An 18,093-nucleotide genomic window follows, 5' to 3' on the forward strand; every position below is an offset into this window, starting at 1 on the left:
CCCTCACCCGAGCGGGCCGCCGTCGCACCCTGGGGAGTTGGGCATGAGCGTGACGAGTCGGTACCGGGAGGCCTGGGAGGGGTTCTGGCGCGAGGCGCCTCAGGAAACCGGGGCCGTGTTCTGGGACGCGGAGCCCGCGCTGACCGCGGGCCGCCATCTGGCCCTGTTCGAGCCCCAGCTCACCGACCCGGCGCTGCCGCTGCTCGACGTCGGCTGCGGCAACGGCACCCAGACCCGCTTCCTCGCCGACCGCTTCCCGCACGTCATAGGCGTCGACCTGTCCGCCGCGGCCGTCGACCACGCCCGGCGCGCGGACCCCGCGGGGCAGGCCGCGTACCGGCTGCTGGACGCCGCAGAGAAGGACGAGGCGCAGACGCTGCACGCGGAGCTGGGCGACGCCAACGTCTATGTGCGGGGCGTGCTGCACCAGTGCGAGCCCGACGACCGCCAGCCCCTGGTCGACAGCCTGGCGACGCTCGCCGGTGAGCGCGGCCGGGTCTTCCTCGTCGAGCTTTCGGAGGCCGCCGGGGCCGTGCTGCGCGGCCTGGCGACGGGCCCCTCCGGTCCGCCCGCCAAGCTCGCCCCCGTGCTGCGGCACGGCATCGCGCCGGGCGAGGTCGCCGACGCGGCCGTCCCCGACCATCTGCGGGCGGCCGGGCTCACCGTCCTGGCGAGCGGTGAACTCCCGCTCGTCACCACGGAGTACACCGAGGACGGTACGCGGATCGAACTGCCGTCGGTCTGGCTGGTGGCGGGGCGCCGGGCGTGACGCCTGGGGAGCGAGCGGTCCGGGTCGGCGGCGGGCGCCCGGACGGGCCGTACCGCGTCCTGGCCCGTTCCGCCCGCGACGCGTAACGTTTCGCAGCATGAAGATCCTGATCAGCGCCGACATGGAGGGCGCCACGGGGGTGACCTGGCCCGCCGATGTGCTGCCGGGCACCCCGCAGTGGGAACGGTGCCGCTCCATGTTCACCTCGGACGTCAACGCCGCCGCCCTCGGCTTCTTCGACGGGGGAGCCGACGAGGTGCTCGTCAACGAGGCCCACTGGACCATGCGCAACCTGCTGCTGGAGCAACTGGACGAACGGGTGCAGATGCTCACCGGCCGGCACAAGTCGCTGTCCATGGTGGAGGGCGTGCAGCACGGCGACGTCGACGCGATCGCGTTCGTCGGCTACCACGCGGGCGCCGGGGCGGAGGGCGTGCTCGCGCACACCTACCTCGCCAACTCCATCACCGGGGTGTGGCTGAACGACGTACGCGCCAGCGAGGGCCTGCTGAACGCGCACGTGGTCGCCGAGTACGGGGTGCCGGTCATCCTGGTCACCGGGGACGACGTGGCCTGCGAGGACGCCCTCGGCTACGCGCCCGGGGCGCTGAAGGTGGCGGTCAAGGACCATGTCTCGCGGTACGCCGCCGTGTGCCGGACGCCCGCCCGCACCGCCGCCGACATCAGGGCCGCGGCCAAGGAGGCGGTGAGCCTGGCGGGGCGGCAGGATCCGGTCGCCGGCGGACCGTATACAGTCGCCGTCGAGTTCGACGCCGAGCATCTGGCCATGGCGGCGACCGTCGTACCGGGAGTGGAGCGGATCGGGGAGCGGAAGGTGGCCTACACCAGCGGGACCATGTTCGAGGGCATCCGCACCTTCAAGGCCGTCACCACCGTCGTCTCGTCCGCCGTGGAGGAGCAGTATGGCTGACCAGCGGGCAGCTCAGGGGACCGATCAGCAGGCGCTGGACGAGGTCGTGACCTTCACGTCCGACCTCATCCGCGTCGACACCACCAACCGCGGCGGCGGCGACTGCCGGGAGCGGCCCGCCGCCGAGTACGCCGCCGAGCGGCTCGCCGACACCGGCCTGGAGCCGGTGCTGCTGGAGCGCACCGAGGGCCGCACCAACGTCGTCGCCCGCATCGAGGGCACCGACCCCTCCGCCGACGCGCTGCTCGTCCACGGCCACCTGGACGTCGTACCCGCCGAGGCCGACGACTGGAGCGTGCACCCCTTCTCCGGGGAGGTCCGCGACGGTGTCGTCTGGGGCCGGGGCGCCGTCGACATGAAGAACATGGACGCGATGATCCTCTCCGTGGTGCGCGGCTGGGCCCGGCAGGGCGTCCGCCCCCGGCGGGACATCGTGGTCGCCTTCACCGCCGACGAGGAGGCCAGCGCCGAGGACGGCTCCGGCTTCCTCGCCGACCGGCACCCGGAGCTGTTCGAGGGCTGCACCGAGGGCATCAGCGAGTCGGGGGCGTTCACCTTCCACGACGGCTCCGGCCGCGAGATCTACCCCATCGCCGCCGGAGAGCGCGGCACGGCCTGGCTGAAGCTGACCGCGCGCGGACGCGCCGGGCACGGCTCCAAGGTGAACCGTGAGAACGCGGTGACCCGGCTGTCCGCCGCGATCGCCCGCATCGGCGACCACGAGTGGCCGCTCAGGCTCACCCCGACCGTCCGCGCCGCCCTCACCGAACTCGCCGCGGTCTACGGCATCGACAGCGACCTCACCGACGTGGACGCGCTGCTGGACAAGCTCGGTCCGGCCGCCAAGCTGGTCGAGGCGACCGTCCGCAACAGCGCCAACCCGACCATGCTGGACGCCGGTTACAAGGTCAACGTCATCCCCGGCGAGGCGGTCGCCCATGTCGACGGGCGTTATCTGCCGGGCGGCGAGGACGAGTTCCGCACCACCCTGGACCGGCTCACCGGCCCGGACGTGGACTGGGAGTTCGAGCACCACGAGGTCGCCCTCCAGGCGCCGGTGGACTCGCCGACGTTCGCCGGACTGCGCGCCGCCGTCCAGGAGTTCGCGCCGGAGGGGCACGTGGTGCCGTACTGCATGTCGGGCGGCACCGACGCCAAGCAGTTCTCGCGGCTCGGCATCACCGGCTACGGCTTCGCGCCGCTGAAGCTGCCGGAGGGGTTCGACTACCAGGCCCTGTTCCACGGGGTCGACGAGCGGGTGCCCGTCGAGGCGCTGCACTTCGGTGTCCGCGTCCTCGACCGCTTTCTGCGGACGGCCTGAGCGGGGCCGGGAGGGATGGAAAAGGTGCAGACCCTGCCATACGGTGCGTGGCCTTCGCCGATCGACGCGGCCGTGGCCGCCGCGCACGACGGGCACCCCGAGTTCGTCGGCTTCGTCGGCGACGAGGTCTGGTGGACGGAGCCGCGCCCCACCGAGGGCGGCCGTCGCACACTCGTACGACGCCACGGGGACGGCACGGAGGAGACCGTGCTGCCCGCCCCGTGGAACGTCCGCAGCCGGGTCATCGAGTACGGCGGCCGGCCCTGGGCCGGAGCCGTCGTGGACGGCACGCCCCTGGTGGTGTTCGTGGACTTCGGAGACCAGCGGCTGTACCGCTGGTCGCCCGGCGTCGAGCCGCAGCCGCTCACCCCGGTCTCGGCCGTCGGCGGCGGGCTGCGCTGGGCGGACCCGGTGATGCGGGTCGAGGACGGCGAGGTGTGGTGCGTCCTGGAGGAGTTCACCGGCGACGGCCCCACCGACGTACGGCGCGTACTGGCCGCCGTACCGCTGGACGGCTCGGCCGCCGGGGACCGGGCCGCGGTGCGCGAACTCACTGCCGAGCGGCACCGGTTCGTCACCGGCCCCCGGCTCTCCCCGGACGGGCGGCGGGCGGCCTGGATCGCCTGGGACCACCCCCGGATGCCCTGGGACGGCACCGAACTGCTGGTCGCGGACGTGACCGCGGACGGGACGCTCGGCACGCCGCGCACGGTCGCGGGCGGCCCCGAGGAGTCCGTCGCGCAGGCCGACTGGTCGGCCGACGGCGGTCTGCTGTACACCAGCGACCGCACCGGGTGGTGGAACCTCTACCGCGACGGCACCCCGTTGTGCCCCCGCGAGGAGGAGTTCGGCGGCCCGATGTGGCGCATCGGCTCCCGCTGGTTCGCCCCCCTGGACAGCGGCACCATCGCCGTCGTGCACGGCCGCGGCGCCACCGCCCTCGGCATACTCGACCCCGAGACCGGCGAGGTCGTCGACGCCGCCGGACCCTGGACCGAGTTCTCCGGCACCCTCGCCGTGCACGGCGAACGCGTTGTCGCCGTCGGCGCCAGCCCGCGCAGCGCCTGGGAGGTCGTCGAACTGGACACCCGCACCGGCCACGCCCGGGTGATGGGCGCCGCCCACGACGACGCCGTCGACCCCGCCCTCTACCCCGAGCCGCAGATCCGCACCTTCACCGGACCCGACGGACGCGACATCCACGCCCACGTCTACCCGCCGCACAACCCCGGCTGCGTGGCACCCGGCCCCGAACTGCCGCCGTACGTCGTCTGGGCGCACGGCGGGCCCACCGGGCGCTCCCCGCTCGTCCTCGACCTGGAGATCGCCTACTTCACCTCGCGCGGCATCGGCGTCGCCGAGGTCAACTACGGCGGCTCCACCGGGTACGGACGCGAGTACCGCGACCGGCTGCGGGAGCAGTGGGGCGTCGTCGACGTCGAGGACTGCGCGGCCGTCGCCCTCGCCCTCGCCGACGAGGGCACCGCCGACCGGGAGCGCCTCGCGATCCGGGGCGGCAGCGCGGGCGGCTGGACCTCCGCCGCCTCCCTCACCGCCACCGACGTCTATGCCTGCGGCACGATCATCTACCCCATCCTCGACCTCACCGGCTGGGCGACGGGGGAGACCCACGACTTCGAGTCGCGGTACCTGGAGAGCCTCGTCGGACCAATCGCCGAGGTGCCCGGCCGGTACGCCGAGCGCTCCCCGACCGAGCACGCCGACCGGATCACCGCGCCGTTCCTGCTGCTCCAGGGCCTGGACGACCCGATCTGCCCGCCCACCCAGTGCGAACGGTTCCTCGCCCGCATCGAGGGCGGCCGGGTGCCGCACGCCTACATCGCCTTCGAGGGCGAGGGGCACGGCTTCCGGCGGGCCGAGACCATGGTGCGCGCGCTGGAGGCCGAACTCTCCCTGTACGCCCAGGTGTTCGGGCTGCACCCGGCGGGCGTCCCGAAGCTGGAGCTGACCAAGTGAGGGAGCTGACCAGACCCGCCCGGCTCGCCCCCGGCGCCAGGGTCGCCGTCGTCGCGCCCAGCGGGCCGGTCCCCGAGGACCGGTTGCAGGCCGGGCTGGACATCCTGCGCGGCTGGGACCTCGACCCGGTGGTGGCACCCCACGTCCTGGACCGGCACGGCACCTTCGACTACCTGGCGGGCGCCGACGCCGACCGCGCCGCCGACCTCCAGGGCGCCTGGTGCGACCCGTCCGTGGACGCGGTGCTCTGCGCCCGCGGCGGCTACGGCGTCCAGCGGATGGTCGACCTGCTCGACTGGGAGGCGATGCGGGCCGCCGGACCGAAGGTGTTCGTCGGCTTCAGCGACATCACCGCCCTGCACGAGGCCTTCGCCACCCGGCTCGGCCTGGTCACCCTGCACGGGCCGATGGCCGCGGGCGTCGACCTCGTCAAGAACGCGCGGGCGCAGGACCACCTGCGGGCCACCCTGTTCGCACCGGAGACGGTACGGACCATCACCTCCGGCGGGCCCGCCCTCGTCCCCGGCCGGGCCCGCGGCGTCCTCCTCGGCGGCTGCCTCAGCCTGCTCGCCGCCGACCTCGGCACCCCGGGCGCCCGCCCCTCCGCGAGCGGCGGCCTGCTCTGCCTGGAGGACGTGGGGGAGGAGACGTACCGGCTCGACCGCTACCTCACCCAGCTGCTGCGCTCCGGCTGGCTGGACGGGGTGTGCGGGGTGCTGCTCGGGTCCTGGGCGCAGTGCGACCCCTACGACCGGGTGCGGGCGCTGCTCGCGGACCGGCTCGGCGGGCTCGGGGTGCCCGTGGTGGAGGAGTTCGGCTTCGGACACTGCGAGGGGGCGCTGACCGTGCCCTTCGGGGTGGCCGCCGAGCTGGACGCGGACCGCGCCACCCTGACGCTGGACGAACCGGCGCTGCGCTGAGCCCGTCGTCACCCGGTGGGCAGCTCTCGCCGCGCGTGCGGCCGGAACCGGCCGCACGCTGGTGTCATGAGCCGGAAGAAGACCTACCCGGGCGACACCGTCGGTGAGCGGGACGGCGGTGGGCGCGCTCCGATGACCGCCGGCCAGATCGCCGTGCTGGTGCTCGCCGTCCTCGCCCTGATCTTCATCTTCGAGAACACCCAGACCACCGACATCCGGCTGCTGGTGCCCGTGGTGTCCATGCCGCTGTGGGCGGCGCTGCTCGCGATGTGGCTCATCGGGGCGCTGTGCGGGGCGTACTTCGTCCGTCGGCGCAGGGCGCGCGCGAGGCCGTAGGGTGGCCGGGTGCCTCATCACACACCCCCTCGGCTGGCCGAGGGCCCCCGGGTGGGCATACGGCCCTTCACCCGGACGGACGGCGTCGAGTTCGTGGCGCGGGCCCGGGAGAGCCGTGAGCTGCACCGGCCCTGGCTGTTCCCGCCGCAGACCGTCGAGGAGTACGCCGGGTACGCGGGGCGGCTGATCGAGGACCCGACGAGGGCCGGGTTCCTGGTCTGCGACCGCGACGACGGGACCATCGCCGGGTTCATCAACATCAACAACATCGTCGGCGGCGTCTTCCAGAGCGGCGCCCTCGGCTACGGCGCCTTCGCGCACGCCGCCGGGCGGGGGCTGATGCGGGAGGGACTCGACCTGGTGGTGCGGTACGCGTTCGGGCCGATGGGGCTGCACCGCCTGGAGATCAACGTGCAGCCCGGCAACGCCGCCTCCATCGCCCTGGCCCGCGCCTGCGGCTTCCGCCTGGAGGGCTACTCGCCGGACATGCTGTACATCGACGGGGCCTGGCGCGACCACGAACGCTGGGCCGTCACCACCGAGATGATCAAGGACTGAGCGCCGACGCCACGGCGTTACCCACCGTCGACCGAGGGTACCCGGCCGCCATGAAGCGCCTCGATCATCTGGAACACCTGGACAGGCAACTGGTCGACGAACTGGCGCAGGTGACGCGCGAGACGGTGCGGGACGAACTGCACCGGCAGGCACGCCAGCAGCGGCGCAAGGCCGCCCTGTACGCCGCGTCCGGCGCCGTCGCCCTGTACGCGGGCGCGGCCCTCGCGCTGACCGTGGGACTCGCCCTCGCCGCCGGTCTGCCCGACTGGGCCGCCGCCCTGATCACCGCGGTGATCCTCGCCGCGATCGCCTACCTGCTGCGCGGCGCGGCCCGGCCACGGCCGGAGCACCCCGTGGACGCGGCCACCGGTGAGGACCGGGTGCACGGCGGCACCCCGCCCGTCGGCCCGCCCGGCGGCCTCGGCTCGGTGCCGTACCCCCCGATGCCGCCGACGGCACCCGGAGCGCCCCGCCCGGAGGAGACCGACCCGGAGAACCCGCACCACCGGGCCTGACCACCCAGCCGGGCGCCAGGCCCTGCGGGCGTCAGCCGGTGAGCTGCGGCAGCACCTTGGTGCGGTAGAAGTCGAAGAACGCCCGCTGCTCGGGCCCGATCTGGTTCACGTAGACCCGGTCGAAGCCGGCGTCGGCGAACGCGCTCAGGGCGGCGACGTGCTCGTCCACGTCGTCGCCGCACACCCGGCCCTCCCGCACCATCTCCTCCGTGACCAGCGGCTCCAACTGCTCGAAGTGGCGCGGCGAGGGCAGCACCTGGCCCATCTCGCCGGGCAGCAGCTCGTTGGCCCACAGCCGCCGCACGGTCCGTACGGCCTCGTCGCGGTCGGTGCCGTAGCAGACCTTGGTGCCTCCACTCACCGGCTTGGCGCCACCGCCCCCTTTGCGGAACTGCTCCACCATCGGCTCCTCGGGCATCATCGTGACGAACCCGTCGGCCACCCGTGCCGCGAGCGAGGTGGCCTTCGGCCCGAAGCCGGAGATGTCGATCGGGACGGGCTCGTCGGGGACCGTGTACAGGCGGGCGTTCTCCACCGTGTAGTGGGTGCCCCGATGACTGACCTCCTCGCCGCTGAACAGCCTGCGCATGATCTGCACGGCCTCCTCCAGCATCTCCAGCCGGATGTGCGCGGGCGGCCAGGGATCGCCGAGGATGTGCTCGTTCAGCGCCTCGCCGGTGCCCAGGCCCAGCCGGAAACGGCCCTGCGTCATCACCGCGCAGGTGGCCGCGGCCTGCGCCACCACCGCCGGGTGCGTGCGGACGGTCGGGCAGGTGACCGCCGTCTCAATCGGCAGCGACACCGCCTCGGAGAGCGCGCCGATCACCGACCACACGAACGGACTCTGGCCCTGGGCGTCGTTCCACGGGTGGAAGTGGTCGGAGATCCACAGCGCCTGGAAACCGGCCTGCTCGGCCATCCGCGCCTGCTCGACCAGCTCGGCGGGACCGTGCTCCTCACAGGACAGGAAGTAGCCGTACTCGGGCATGGGGGGTACCTCCGGGGGCGGCGGTTCGGGTCGCGTGGCCGAGTACCCGGGGCCCGGTCCGGGAACCACGGGCACGTTTGGCCGCCCTGGCCAGGGGGACGCGGAAGGCTCGGACGACACCGCACCGCGGAGGACCGGAGGAACCGTGAGTCGACCCCGCATCGTGATCGTCGGAGCCGGCTTCGCCGGGTACCGCACGGCCCGCGAGCTGTCGCGGATGGCCCGCGGCAAGGCCGAGATCACCTTGATCAACCCGACCGACTACTTTCTTTACCTGCCCCTGCTGCCCCAGGTGGCCGCCGGGATCCTGGAGCCGCGCCGGGTCACCGTCTCCCTCTCCGACACCCTGCCCGGGGTGCGCCTGCTGCTCGGCGAGGCGGACACCATCGACCTGGACGCCCGCACCGTGCACTACTCCGACCCCGAGGGCGACGCCGGGACGGTGGAGTACGACCGGCTGGTGCTGGCCGCGGGCAGCGTCAACAAGCTGCTGCCCATCCCCGGCGTCGCCGAGCACGCGCACGGCTTCCGCGGCCTGCCCGAGGCGCTCTACCTGCGCGACCACGTCACCCGGCAGGTGGAGCTGGCGGCCGCCACCGACGACCCCAAGAGCTGCGCCGCCCGCTGCACCTTCGTCGTGGTCGGCGCCGGGTACACCGGCACCGAGGTCGCCGCGCACGGGCAGCTGTTCACCGACGCACAGGTCCGCAGGCACCCGCTGCGGGCGGGCATGCGGCCCCGCTGGATGCTCCTGGACATCGCCGACCGCGTGATGCCCGAGATGGACGAACGGCTCTCCCGCACCGCCGACCGGGTGCTGCGCGAACGCGGCGTGGACGTGCGGATGGGCACCTCGGTGAAGGAGGCCACGCCCGGCGGGGTGCTGCTCACCGACGGCGAGTTCGTCGACACCCGCACCCTGGTGTGGTGCGTGGGCGTACGGCCCGACCCGCTCGCGGAGTCGCTGGGGCTGCCCATGGAGCGCGGACGGCTCCTCGTCGACCCGCACCTCCAGGTGCCGGGCCGCCCCGAGGTGTTCGCCTGCGGGGACGCCGCGGCCGTGCCCGACCTGGAGAACCCCGGCACCTACACGCCGATGACCGCCCAGCACGCCTGGCGGCAGGGCCGGACGTGCGCCCGCAACATCGCCGCGTCGCTGGGGGTGGGCGAGCGGAAGGCCTACCGCCACAGCGACCTGGGGTTCGTGGTCGACCTGGGCGGGGTGAAGGCCGCGGCCAACCCGCTGGGGGTGCCGCTGTCCGGGCCGCTCGCCGGGGCCGTCACCCGCGGCTACCACCTGGCCGCCATGCCCGGCAACCGGGTCCGGGTCGCCGCCGACTGGCTGCTGGACGCCGTACTGCCGCGCCAGGCCGTCCAGTTGGGTCTCGTACGGTCCTGGTCGGTCCCGCTGGACACGGCGTCGCCGGAGCTGGCGCGGGTGCCCGAGGGAGCCGAGGCGCGCGGTGGCGGGTCCGGCGAATCCGGTGGCTCCGGCGAATCCGGTGGCTCCGGCGACAAGAACGCGGAGGGCGAGATGAGGAAACAACAGGAACAGCGGCAGCAGCCGGGCGGTGAGCCCGCGAAGAACCAGCCGGGTGGCGAGCCCGCGAAGAACCAGCCGGGCGGTGAGCCCGCGAAGAACCAGCCGGGTGGCGAACCTGCGAAGAACCAGCCGGGCGGTGAGCCCGCCAAGAACCAGCCCGGCGGTGAGCCCGCGAAGCAGGGCCGTGGTGCCGCGCACCCCACGCCCGGACCGCCCCGGCGCACCGACACCGACATGGAGGGAGAGGCATGAACAGCGGTGAACTCACCGAGCTGGGACAGCAGTTGCGGGTGGACAGCGTACGGGCGGCCGCCGCCGCGGGCTCCGGACACCCCACGTCCTCGATGTCGGCGGCCGACCTGATGGCAGTCCTCCTGGCCAACCACCTCCGCTACGACTTCGACCGCCCGGCCCACCCCGGCAACGACCGGTTCATCCTCTCCAAGGGCCACGCCTCACCCCTGCTGTACGCGGCGTTCAAGGCGGCCGGAGCCATCGACGACGAGGAACTCCTCACCTTCCGAGAACTGGGCAGCAGGCTGGAGGGGCACCCCACGCCCCGGCGGCTGCCCTGGGTGGAGACGGCCACCGGCTCCCTCGGGCAGGGCCTGCCCGTCGCGGTCGGCGTCGCCCTGGCGGGCAAGCGGCTGGACCGCGACGACCACCGGGTCTGGGTGCTGTGCGGCGACAGCGAACTCGCCGAGGGCTCCGTGTGGGAGGCCGCCGAGCACGCCGCCTACGAGCACCTCGACAACCTCACCGCGATCATCGACGTCAACCGGCTCGGCCAGCGCGGACCCACCCGGCACGGCCACGACCTCGACGCCTACGCCCGCCGCTTCCAGGCCTTCGGCTGGCACACCGTCGAGGTCGACGGCCATGACGTCGACGCCGTCGACCGCGCCTACGGCGAGGCCCTGTCGACCAAGGGGCAGCCCACCGCGATCCTCGCCCGCACCCTGAAGGGCAAGGGCGTCGAGGCCGTCGAGGACCGCGAGGGACTGCACGGCAAGCCGCTGCCGGACGCCGACGAGGCGATCGCCGAACTCGGCGGCCCCCGTGACCTGCGGGTCGAGGTCCATGAACCGCCCACCACCCGCATGCTGCACGCCGTGCGCACCGGCCCCGTCGAACTGCCCCGCTGGGAGCGCGGCGAGGAGGTCGCCACCCGCGACGCCTACGGCCGCGCCCTCGCCGCGCTCGGCGACGGCCGCGGTGACGTGGTCGCCCTGGACGGCGAGGTCAGCGACTCCACCCGGGCCGAGTTCTTCGCCAAGGAACACCCCGAGCGGTTCTTCGAGTGCTACATCGCCGAGCAGCAGATGGTCGCGGCGGCGGTCGGCCTCGCCAGCCGCGGCTGGGTGCCGTACGCGTCGTCGTTCGCGGCCTTCCTCACCCGCGCCCACGACTTCGTCCGCATGGCCTCCGTCAGCGGAGCTGGTGTCAACCTGGTCGGCTCGCACGCGGGCGTCGCCATCGGGCAGGACGGGCCCTCCCAGATGGGCCTGGAGGACCTGGCGATGTTCCGCGCCGTGCACGACTCGACCGTGCTCTACCCCTGCGACGCCAACCAGACCGCCCAGCTGGTCGCGGCCATGGCGGGCCTGGATGGCATCCGCTACCTGCGCACCTCTCGCGGCAAGAGCCCGGTGATCTACGGTCCCGACGAGCGGTTCCCGGTCGGCGGCAGCAAGGTGCTGCGCTCCTCCGCCGAGGACCGGGTGACCCTGGTCGCCGCGGGCGTGACCGTGCCCGAGGCGCTGGCCGCAGCCGACGCCCTGGGCCGCGACGGCATCCGGGCGCGCGTCATCGACCTGTACTCCGTCAAGCCGGTCGACCGCGCCACCCTGCGGCAGGCCGCCGAGGACACCGGCTGTCTGCTGACCGTGGAGGACCACCACCAGGAGGGCGGCCTGGGCGACGCCGTCCTCGACGCCTTCCTCGACGGGCGCCCGGTGCCCCGCCTGGTCCGCCTCGCCGTCCGTACGATGCCGGGCTCGGCGAGCCCCGCCGAGCAGCTGCACGCCGCGGGCATCGACGCCGAGTCGATCGCCGCGTCCGTGGCACTGCTGGTGGAGCAGGCGGTCGTACGGTGAACCACGGCGCCGTGCGGACGGTGCGGGCCGGACGGCGCACGGTCGAGGTGCGGCGCGCCGACAAGGTGCTCTTCCCCGGCGGGCCGGGCCACCCCGCGTACACCAAGGGCGACCTCGTCGACTACTACCTGTCGGTGGCGCCGTACCTGCTGCCGCAGCTGCGGGGCCGCCCGCTGATGCTGGAGCGGTACCCGGACGGCGTGGACGGCGGCCGGTTCATGCAGAAGAACACCCCCGAGCACTACCCGGACTGGATCACCCGGGCCGAGGTCGCCAAGGAGGGCGGCACAGTCCGCCACACCGTCTGCGACGACACCGCCACCCTCGTCCACCTCGCCGACCAGGCCTGCCTCACCCTGCACCGGTGGCTGTCGCGCGTCGGCCGCCCGTACCACCCGGACCGGATGGTCTTCGACCTCGACCCGTCGGTGGAGGGCTTCGAGCCGGTGCGGGAGGCGGCCCGGCTGCTGGGCGGACTCCTCGACGAACTGCGCCTGCCCGCCGCGCTGATGACCACCGGCTCGCGGGGCCTGCACGTCGTCGTACCGCTCGACGGACGGCAGGACTTCGACGAGGTGCGCGAGTTCGCCAAGGACGTCGCCGACACCCTCGCCGCCGACCACCCCGACCGGCTCACCACCGCCGCCCGCAAGAAGGACCGCGGCGAACGTCTCTACCTCGACGTGCAGCGCAACGCCTACGCGCAGACCGCGGTCGCCCCGTTCACCGTGCGTGCCCGGCCCGGCGCGCCCGTCGCCGTGCCGATCGCCTGGGACCAGCTCGACGACCCCGGCCTCGGGCCCCGGCGCTGGAGCATCGCCGACGCCGTCGAGCAGGCCCGCAGCGACCCCTGGGCCGACGTGCCGCGCCGCGCCCGCGCGCTGGGCCCCGCCCGGCGGCGGCTGGACGCGTTGCGCGGCTGAGGTTTGGCCAACGGTCCTGCGGCCACCCGGCATTGGAGGTGGCCATGACTGACGGACAGCGCACATCCGATTCGAAGCAAGACTCGAAGCAAGAGAAGTCAACGGCGCAAGAGCGGCCGAACCCCATGCAGGTGCTGCGGCACGCACGGACCCAGCTCGCGGAGCTGACCGGTATGGCCGCCGAGACCGTCTCCTCCTTCGAGCAGACGGAGGACGGCTGGTCCCTGGAGATCGAGGTCATGGAACTCGCCCGGGTGCCCGACACGATGAGCCTGATGGCGAGCTACCAGGTCGACCTCGACCCGGACGGACAGCTCACCGGCTACCGGCGCCTTCGCCGTTACGAACGCGGGCGGGCCGACGCACACAGGCCCGGCGGCCGTTAGGCCGCCGACCCGCACCGCACACCACAGTCAGATCCCCGGACAAGACACACGAGACAGACACGACAGACGAGACAGACAAGGAGGCACGGTCGGTATGACCGTCGTCCCGGCACAGCAGACCGGCGGAGGGGGCGGCTCCAGCGGCCTGTACGACGTCCTGGAGCTGGTCCTCGACCGAGGGCTCGTCATCGACGCGTTCGTACGCGTCTCCCTCGTCGGCATCGAGATCCTGAAGATCGACGTCCGCGTCGTCGTCGCCAGCGTCGACACCTATCTGCGCTTCGCCGAGGCCTGCAACCGCCTCGACCTGGAGTCCGGCCCGAACAAGAGCCCCGGCCTGCCCGACGTCGTCGGCGAGATCACCGAGTCCGGCGCGCGCGGCAAGTCCAAGGGCGCCCTGTCCGGCGCCGCCCAGACCGTCTCCGACGCCTTCAAGCAGGCGCGCGAGGAGGGCGAGACCGAGTCCAGGCCGCGTGCCCGCAAGACGACGGCCGCGCGCAGGAAGGGGGAGCAGGAGTGAGCACGTACGTCTACGGCATCACCGCCGGTTCCCACCCCGCCCTCCCCGACGGGATGGGCGGCGTCGGCGACCCGGCACGGCCCGTGCGGATCCTCAAGGAGGGTGACCTCGCGGCGATCGTCAGCGACGCCCCCGAGGGGCTGCGGCCCAAGCGCAAGGACCTGATCGCCCACCAGAACGTGCTCGCGGAGGCCGGAGCGGCCGCCTGCGTCCTGCCCATGAGGTTCGGCAGCGTCGCCCAGGACGACGCCGCCGTCACCGGCGTGCTCGCCGAGCGCTCCGACCACTACAAGGAGCGGCTGCGGGCGCTGGAGGGGAAGGTCGAGTACAACATCAAGGCCTCCCACGTGGAGGAGGCCGTACTGCACCATGTGATGGCCCAGAACCAGGAGATCCGTGCCCTCGCCGAGGCCAACCGGCAGGCGGGCGGCGGCAGCTATGAGGAGCGGCTGCGGCTCGGCGAGCTGGTCGCCGCCGCGGTGCAGGCCAAGGAGGCGGAGGACGCGGCCGAGCTGCGACGGGTGCTGGAACCCGCCGCCGCGGCCGAGAGCGTGGGACCGGAGTCCACCGGCTGGCTGGTGAACGTGTCCTACCTGGTGGCCCGCGACACCGCCGAGTCGTTCCTGGCCGCCGTGGCACAGGCCCGCGAGGCCCATCCGCACCTGGACGTGCGGGTCAACGGCCCGCTGCCGCCGTACAGCTTCGTGGAGCCCGGCCCCGCCGAGCCCGCGGGCAGCGCCATCGGCGGTAGCGGCGGCATCGGGACCGGGACCGGGTAGCCCATGGGACTGATCGGAGAGGTCCTGCTGCTGCCGTTCGCCCCGGTGCGCGGCAGTGCGTGGGTCATCGGACAGGTGCTCCGCGAGGCGGAGCGCCAGTACTACGACCCGGGCGTCGTCCGAGCCGAACTCGCCCGCCTCGAGGAGCAGTTGGAGGCGGGCGAGATCGACGAGGAGGAGTTCGACCGCAGGGAGGACGAACTGCTGGACCGCCTGGAGACCGCCTCGCGCAGGGGCGTGCACACGAACGACGGGACGACACCATGAACAGAGTGGGACTTGGCCTCGCGGTTGGGGCCGGTTACGTCCTCGGACGGACCAAGAAGATGAAACTCGCCTTCGCCGTCGGCACGCTGGTGGCCGGGAAGCGGATGCGGCTCACGCCGCGGGCGCTCGCCGACCTGGTGGCCGGGCAGCTGCGGGACAACCCGCAGTTCAAGGAGATCGGGGACCAGCTGCGCGAGGACCTGCGCGGTGTCGGCTCCGCCGCCTCCGGGGCGATGGTCGAGCGGCAGCTCGACGCGCTCGCCGACCGGCTGCACAGCCGGACCGGCCAGGTCCGCGACCAGCTCGCCGGGGTGGTGCCGACCGGAGCGGCCGGGGAGCCGGAGGACGACGAGCCCGAGGGCCGCGAGCGCGAGGCCGAGGTGCCCGAGGCCGACGAGGCCGAGCCCGAGGCGCCCCGCGCGGCGAAGAAGGCGGCCCCCGCCAAGAAGGCCGCGGCCAAGAAGGCGGCGCCCGCGAAGAAGGCGGCCCCGGCAAAGAAGGCCGCCGCCAAGAAGGGCGCCGCGAAGAAGACCGCGGCGAAGAAGACGGCCCGCAAGGCCACCACGGCCGCCCGTGGGGCCCGGCTGCCGAAGGGAGGCGGTGAGCGATGAGCGAGCCCCTCACCAACGTCGCCCGCAGCGAGGCCGCCGAGCGGCTGAAGGCGGAGGCGCAGGAGTACCTGGCCGCCCAGGCGGAACGGATGCTGACCGGCCTCGGCCGCAAGCTCGGCGAGACCACCGGCCGGCTGAACGACATAGCCGACGGCAACAGCCCCGGCTTCGCCCGGCTCGCCCTCGACGGCGGCCGCAAGCTCGCCGAGGGCAAGGGCCCGCTGCGCACCGCGCTGGAGGTCGGCGCGTCCCGCGCCAAGGACAGCGTGACCGGCGCGCTGAAGAACCTCACCGGTTCCAAGGGCGGCGGGCGCAAGGGCGGCGCCGGGCACCGGCCCACCGTCATCATGGAGCACATCGATGTCGGGGTGCCGCTGCGCACGGCGTACGACCAGTGGACCCGCTACCAGGACTTCAGCACCTTCGCCAAGGGCGTCAAGAGCGCGAGCCGCGCCGACGACACCGACTCCGACTGGCAGCTGAAGGTCCTGTGGTCCAACCGCGGCTGGAAGGCGCACACCACCGAGCAGGTGCCGGACGACCGGATCGCCTGGACCTCGGAGGGCGCCAAGGGCACCACGAAGGGTGTCGTCTCCTTCCACCGGCTGGCCGACAACCTGACCCGCGTCCTGCTGGTGATCGAGTACTACCCGCAGGGCCTCTTCGAGAAGACCGGCAACATCTGGCGTGCCCAGGGCCGCCGGGCCCGCCTCGACCTGAAGCACTTCGCCCGGTTCATCACCCTGAAGGGGGAGACCGAGGAGGGCTGGCGGGGCGAGATCCGGGACGGCGAGGTCGTCGTGAGCCATGAGGATGCGGTCGCCGACGAGCAAGACGAGGAGGAGCCGGAAGAGGAACACGAGGAGCCCGAGGAGCGCGACGAGTACGACGAGGAACCCGAGGACGAGTTCGAGGACGAGCCGGAAGGCGAGCCCGAAGACGAGCCCGAGGACGAGTTCGACGAGGAACCCGAGGACGAGCCCGAGGACGAGGAGTACGCCGACGACAGGGACGGGAGGCGTGCATGACGACTCCCAGCCGGCTCCCCGAGTCCTACGGCCGTGACGGCGGCGCCAACCTCGCCGACATCCTGGAGCGGGTGCTCGACAAGGGCGTGGTGATCGCGGGCGACATCCGCATCAACCTGCTCGACATCGAACTGCTCACCATCAAGCTGCGACTCATCGTCGCCTCGGTGGACAAGGCCAAGGAGATGGGCATCGACTGGTGGGAGGACGACCCGGCGCTGTCCACCCGGGCCCGCCGTGACGAGCTGGCCCGGGAGAACGCCGAGCTGCGGGCCCGGCTGGCGGAACTCGAACCCGGCCGGGCCCAGGAGGAGGTCACATGACCGGACTGCGGTACGTGTACGCCGTCTGCCGCCCCTTCGGCACCCCGCTCCAGAGCCAGCTCGCGGGTGTGGCGGGCGACCCGCCCCGGCTGCTGCCGCACCACGGGCTGGTCGCCGTCGTCAGCCATGTGCCCGAGGCGGACTTCGCGGAGGAGCCGCTACGGGCCCATCTGGAGGACCTGGACTGGCTCACCGGGGTGGCCCGCGCCCACCAGGGCGTGATCGACGCGCTCACCACCGTCACCACCCCGCTGCCGCTGCGGCTCGCCACCGTCTTCCGGGACGACAGCGGCGTACGCACGATGATCGAGGCGCGCGAGGCGGACTTCCGGCACACCCTGGACCGGCTGGAGGGGCGGGTCGAGTGGGGCGTGAAGGTGTACCTCCCGGCCGACACCGAGAGCCGGTCCGCCCCGGAACCCCGCCGGGAGGCGTCGGCCGCGTCGGGCCGGGACTATCTGCGGCAGCGCAGCAGGCAGGCCCGCACCCGTGAGGACACCTGGCAGCGGGCCGAGGGCTTCGCGACCCGGCTGCACCGGACGCTCGCCGCACACGCCGAGGACTCCCGGCTGCACGCGCCGCAGAGCCCGGCGCTGTCGGGGGCCGCCGGACACAATGTGCTCAACGCCGCCTACCTGGTGCCGCGCGCCGATTCCGAGGAATTCGTGGAAATCGTGGACCGGACGAAGGACGAGACGGAGAACGGCGCCGCCGGAATTCGGGTGGAACTCACCGGACCGTGGGCGGCGTATTCCTTCGTCGAGCCGGGGGAGACGGGAGAATCCAGGAAGCCTGACGGAGAGGGGGAGGGCCGGACGTGACCGTCGTGGAACGCCGTGAGGTCGCCCTGGTGGACCTGCTGGACCGGCTGCTGGCCGGAGGCGTCGTCATCACCGGGGACGTCACCCTGCGCATCGCCGACGTGGACCTGGTCCGCATCGACCTGAACGCCCTGATCAGCTCGGTGAACGCGCGGGTCCCCGCGCCCTGGGGGGAGCGCACATGAGTACACCGCGCCGGGGCCGCCTGGACCTCGAACCGGACACCGTGGAGCGTGACCTGGTCAAACTCGTCCTCACGGTGGTGGAGCTGCTGCGCCAGCTGATGGAGCGGCAGGCGCTGCGCCGCTTTGACGAGGGGGACCTGACCGAGGAGCAGGAGGAGCGGATCGGGCTCACCCTGATGCTGCTCGACGACCGGATGACCGAACTGCGGGAGCGGTACGGACTGCGGCCCGAGGACCTCAATCTGGACCTCGGGCCGCTCGGACCGCTGCTGCCCCGGGACTGAGGTTCAGTCCCG

At 73.3% G+C, this 18,093-nt stretch carries 22 protein-coding genes; 21 read left to right on the plus strand and 1 reads right to left on the minus strand.

The features are described 5' to 3' along the window. The first annotated feature begins 43 nt into the window (after nucleotides 1–43). From KBY47_RS19135 to KBY47_RS19170, 8 genes are all read left to right on the plus strand, one after another. Entirely contained in the window at nucleotides 44–769 is a 726-nt protein-coding gene (locus tag KBY47_RS19135; RefSeq protein ID WP_210922383.1) for a class I SAM-dependent methyltransferase, read from the plus strand. 97 nt (nucleotides 770–866) lie between these two features. Next, complete coding sequence (locus KBY47_RS19140) at nucleotides 867–1,700, plus strand: M55 family metallopeptidase (protein WP_210922384.1); 834 nt, start codon at nucleotides 867–869, stop codon at nucleotides 1,698–1,700. Then, entirely contained in the window at nucleotides 1,693–3,021 is a 1,329-nt protein-coding gene (locus tag KBY47_RS19145) for a M20/M25/M40 family metallo-hydrolase (RefSeq protein ID WP_210922385.1), read from the plus strand. The genes KBY47_RS19140 and KBY47_RS19145 overlap by 8 nt, the downstream gene beginning before the upstream one ends. Nucleotides 3,022–3,036: 15 nt before the next feature. After that, on the plus strand, nucleotides 3,037–4,998 hold the full coding sequence (locus KBY47_RS19150; protein ID WP_210922386.1) for a prolyl oligopeptidase family serine peptidase: 1,962 nt from the start codon (nucleotides 3,037–3,039) through the stop codon (nucleotides 4,996–4,998). Continuing rightward, nucleotides 4,995–5,918 (plus strand): LD-carboxypeptidase, encoded by a 924-nt coding sequence (locus KBY47_RS19155; RefSeq protein ID WP_210922387.1) that lies wholly within the window; start codon nucleotides 4,995–4,997, stop codon nucleotides 5,916–5,918. Before KBY47_RS19150 ends, KBY47_RS19155 begins: the two co-directional genes overlap by 4 nt. Nucleotides 5,919–5,984: 66 nt before the next feature. Continuing rightward, entirely contained in the window at nucleotides 5,985–6,254 is a 270-nt protein-coding gene (locus KBY47_RS19160) for a LapA family protein (protein WP_247694936.1), read from the plus strand. A 9-nt stretch (nucleotides 6,255–6,263) separates the two neighbouring features. Then, entirely contained in the window at nucleotides 6,264–6,812 is a 549-nt protein-coding gene (locus KBY47_RS19165) for a GNAT family N-acetyltransferase (protein WP_210922388.1), read from the plus strand. A 50-nt stretch (nucleotides 6,813–6,862) separates the two neighbouring features. After that, nucleotides 6,863–7,327, plus strand: a complete 465-nt coding sequence (locus KBY47_RS19170; RefSeq protein WP_210922389.1) for a phage holin family protein — start codon at nucleotides 6,863–6,865, stop codon at nucleotides 7,325–7,327. 31 nt (nucleotides 7,328–7,358) lie between these two features. Here the strand turns inward: KBY47_RS19170 and KBY47_RS19175 are convergent, their stop codons facing one another. Beyond that, nucleotides 7,359–8,315: an LLM class F420-dependent oxidoreductase gene (locus tag KBY47_RS19175; RefSeq protein ID WP_210922390.1), complete on the minus strand. Its 957-nt coding sequence runs from the start codon at nucleotides 8,313–8,315 to the stop codon at nucleotides 7,359–7,361. Between the two features lie 145 nt (nucleotides 8,316–8,460). On the opposite strand from KBY47_RS19175, the gene KBY47_RS19180 reads away from it, so the two are divergent. The 13 genes from KBY47_RS19180 to KBY47_RS19240 all read left to right on the plus strand — a co-directional run bounded on the left by KBY47_RS19180 (nucleotide 8,461) and on the right by KBY47_RS19240 (nucleotide 18,081). After that, nucleotides 8,461–10,110, plus strand: coding sequence for an NAD(P)/FAD-dependent oxidoreductase (locus tag KBY47_RS19180; RefSeq protein WP_210922391.1), 1,650 nt, complete (start codon nucleotides 8,461–8,463; stop codon nucleotides 10,108–10,110). Next, nucleotides 10,107–11,954, plus strand: a complete 1,848-nt coding sequence (locus tag KBY47_RS19185) for a transketolase (protein WP_210922392.1) — start codon at nucleotides 10,107–10,109, stop codon at nucleotides 11,952–11,954. Before KBY47_RS19180 ends, KBY47_RS19185 begins: the two co-directional genes overlap by 4 nt. Then, complete coding sequence (gene ligD / locus KBY47_RS19190) at nucleotides 11,951–12,877, plus strand: non-homologous end-joining DNA ligase (RefSeq protein WP_308405202.1); 927 nt, start codon at nucleotides 11,951–11,953, stop codon at nucleotides 12,875–12,877. The genes KBY47_RS19185 and ligD overlap by 4 nt, the downstream gene beginning before the upstream one ends. Nucleotides 12,878–12,921: 44 nt before the next feature. Then, nucleotides 12,922–13,263, plus strand: coding sequence for a gas vesicle protein (locus KBY47_RS19195; protein WP_210922393.1), 342 nt, complete (start codon nucleotides 12,922–12,924; stop codon nucleotides 13,261–13,263). Between the two features lie 94 nt (nucleotides 13,264–13,357). Beyond that, nucleotides 13,358–13,783, plus strand: a complete 426-nt coding sequence (locus KBY47_RS19200) for a gas vesicle structural protein GvpA (protein WP_210922394.1) — start codon at nucleotides 13,358–13,360, stop codon at nucleotides 13,781–13,783. Beyond that, a complete protein-coding gene (locus tag KBY47_RS19205; RefSeq protein ID WP_210922395.1) occupies nucleotides 13,780–14,562 on the plus strand; it encodes a GvpL/GvpF family gas vesicle protein in 783 nt (260 codons plus the stop codon). The genes KBY47_RS19200 and KBY47_RS19205 overlap by 4 nt, the downstream gene beginning before the upstream one ends. A 3-nt stretch (nucleotides 14,563–14,565) precedes the next feature. Beyond that, nucleotides 14,566–14,829, plus strand: a complete 264-nt coding sequence (locus tag KBY47_RS19210) for a gas vesicle protein GvpG (RefSeq protein WP_210922396.1) — start codon at nucleotides 14,566–14,568, stop codon at nucleotides 14,827–14,829. Then, a complete protein-coding gene (locus KBY47_RS19215; protein ID WP_210922397.1) occupies nucleotides 14,826–15,440 on the plus strand; it encodes a DNA primase in 615 nt (204 codons plus the stop codon). The genes KBY47_RS19210 and KBY47_RS19215 overlap by 4 nt, the downstream gene beginning before the upstream one ends. Next, nucleotides 15,437–16,468: an SRPBCC family protein gene (locus KBY47_RS19220; protein ID WP_210922398.1), complete on the plus strand. Its 1,032-nt coding sequence runs from the start codon at nucleotides 15,437–15,439 to the stop codon at nucleotides 16,466–16,468. Before KBY47_RS19215 ends, KBY47_RS19220 begins: the two co-directional genes overlap by 4 nt. Further along, complete coding sequence (locus tag KBY47_RS19225) at nucleotides 16,465–16,791, plus strand: gas vesicle protein (protein WP_210922399.1); 327 nt, start codon at nucleotides 16,465–16,467, stop codon at nucleotides 16,789–16,791. The genes KBY47_RS19220 and KBY47_RS19225 overlap by 4 nt, the downstream gene beginning before the upstream one ends. After that, the gene (locus KBY47_RS19230) at nucleotides 16,788–17,612 is read left to right on the plus strand and encodes a GvpL/GvpF family gas vesicle protein (protein ID WP_210922400.1); all 825 of its coding nucleotides are present in this window, start codon (nucleotides 16,788–16,790) and stop codon (nucleotides 17,610–17,612) included. Before KBY47_RS19225 ends, KBY47_RS19230 begins: the two co-directional genes overlap by 4 nt. After that, nucleotides 17,609–17,797, plus strand: a complete 189-nt coding sequence (locus tag KBY47_RS19235; protein ID WP_210922401.1) for a gas vesicle protein — start codon at nucleotides 17,609–17,611, stop codon at nucleotides 17,795–17,797. Before KBY47_RS19230 ends, KBY47_RS19235 begins: the two co-directional genes overlap by 4 nt. Then, nucleotides 17,794–18,081, plus strand: coding sequence for a gas vesicle protein K (locus tag KBY47_RS19240; protein WP_210922402.1), 288 nt, complete (start codon nucleotides 17,794–17,796; stop codon nucleotides 18,079–18,081). Before KBY47_RS19235 ends, KBY47_RS19240 begins: the two co-directional genes overlap by 4 nt. The last annotated feature ends 12 nt before the right edge of the window (nucleotides 18,082–18,093 follow it).

Origin of the sequence: Streptomyces sp. B93 (assembly GCF_018070565.1) — a bacterium.
GTDB lineage: Bacteria > Actinomycetota > Actinomycetes > Streptomycetales > Streptomycetaceae > Streptomyces.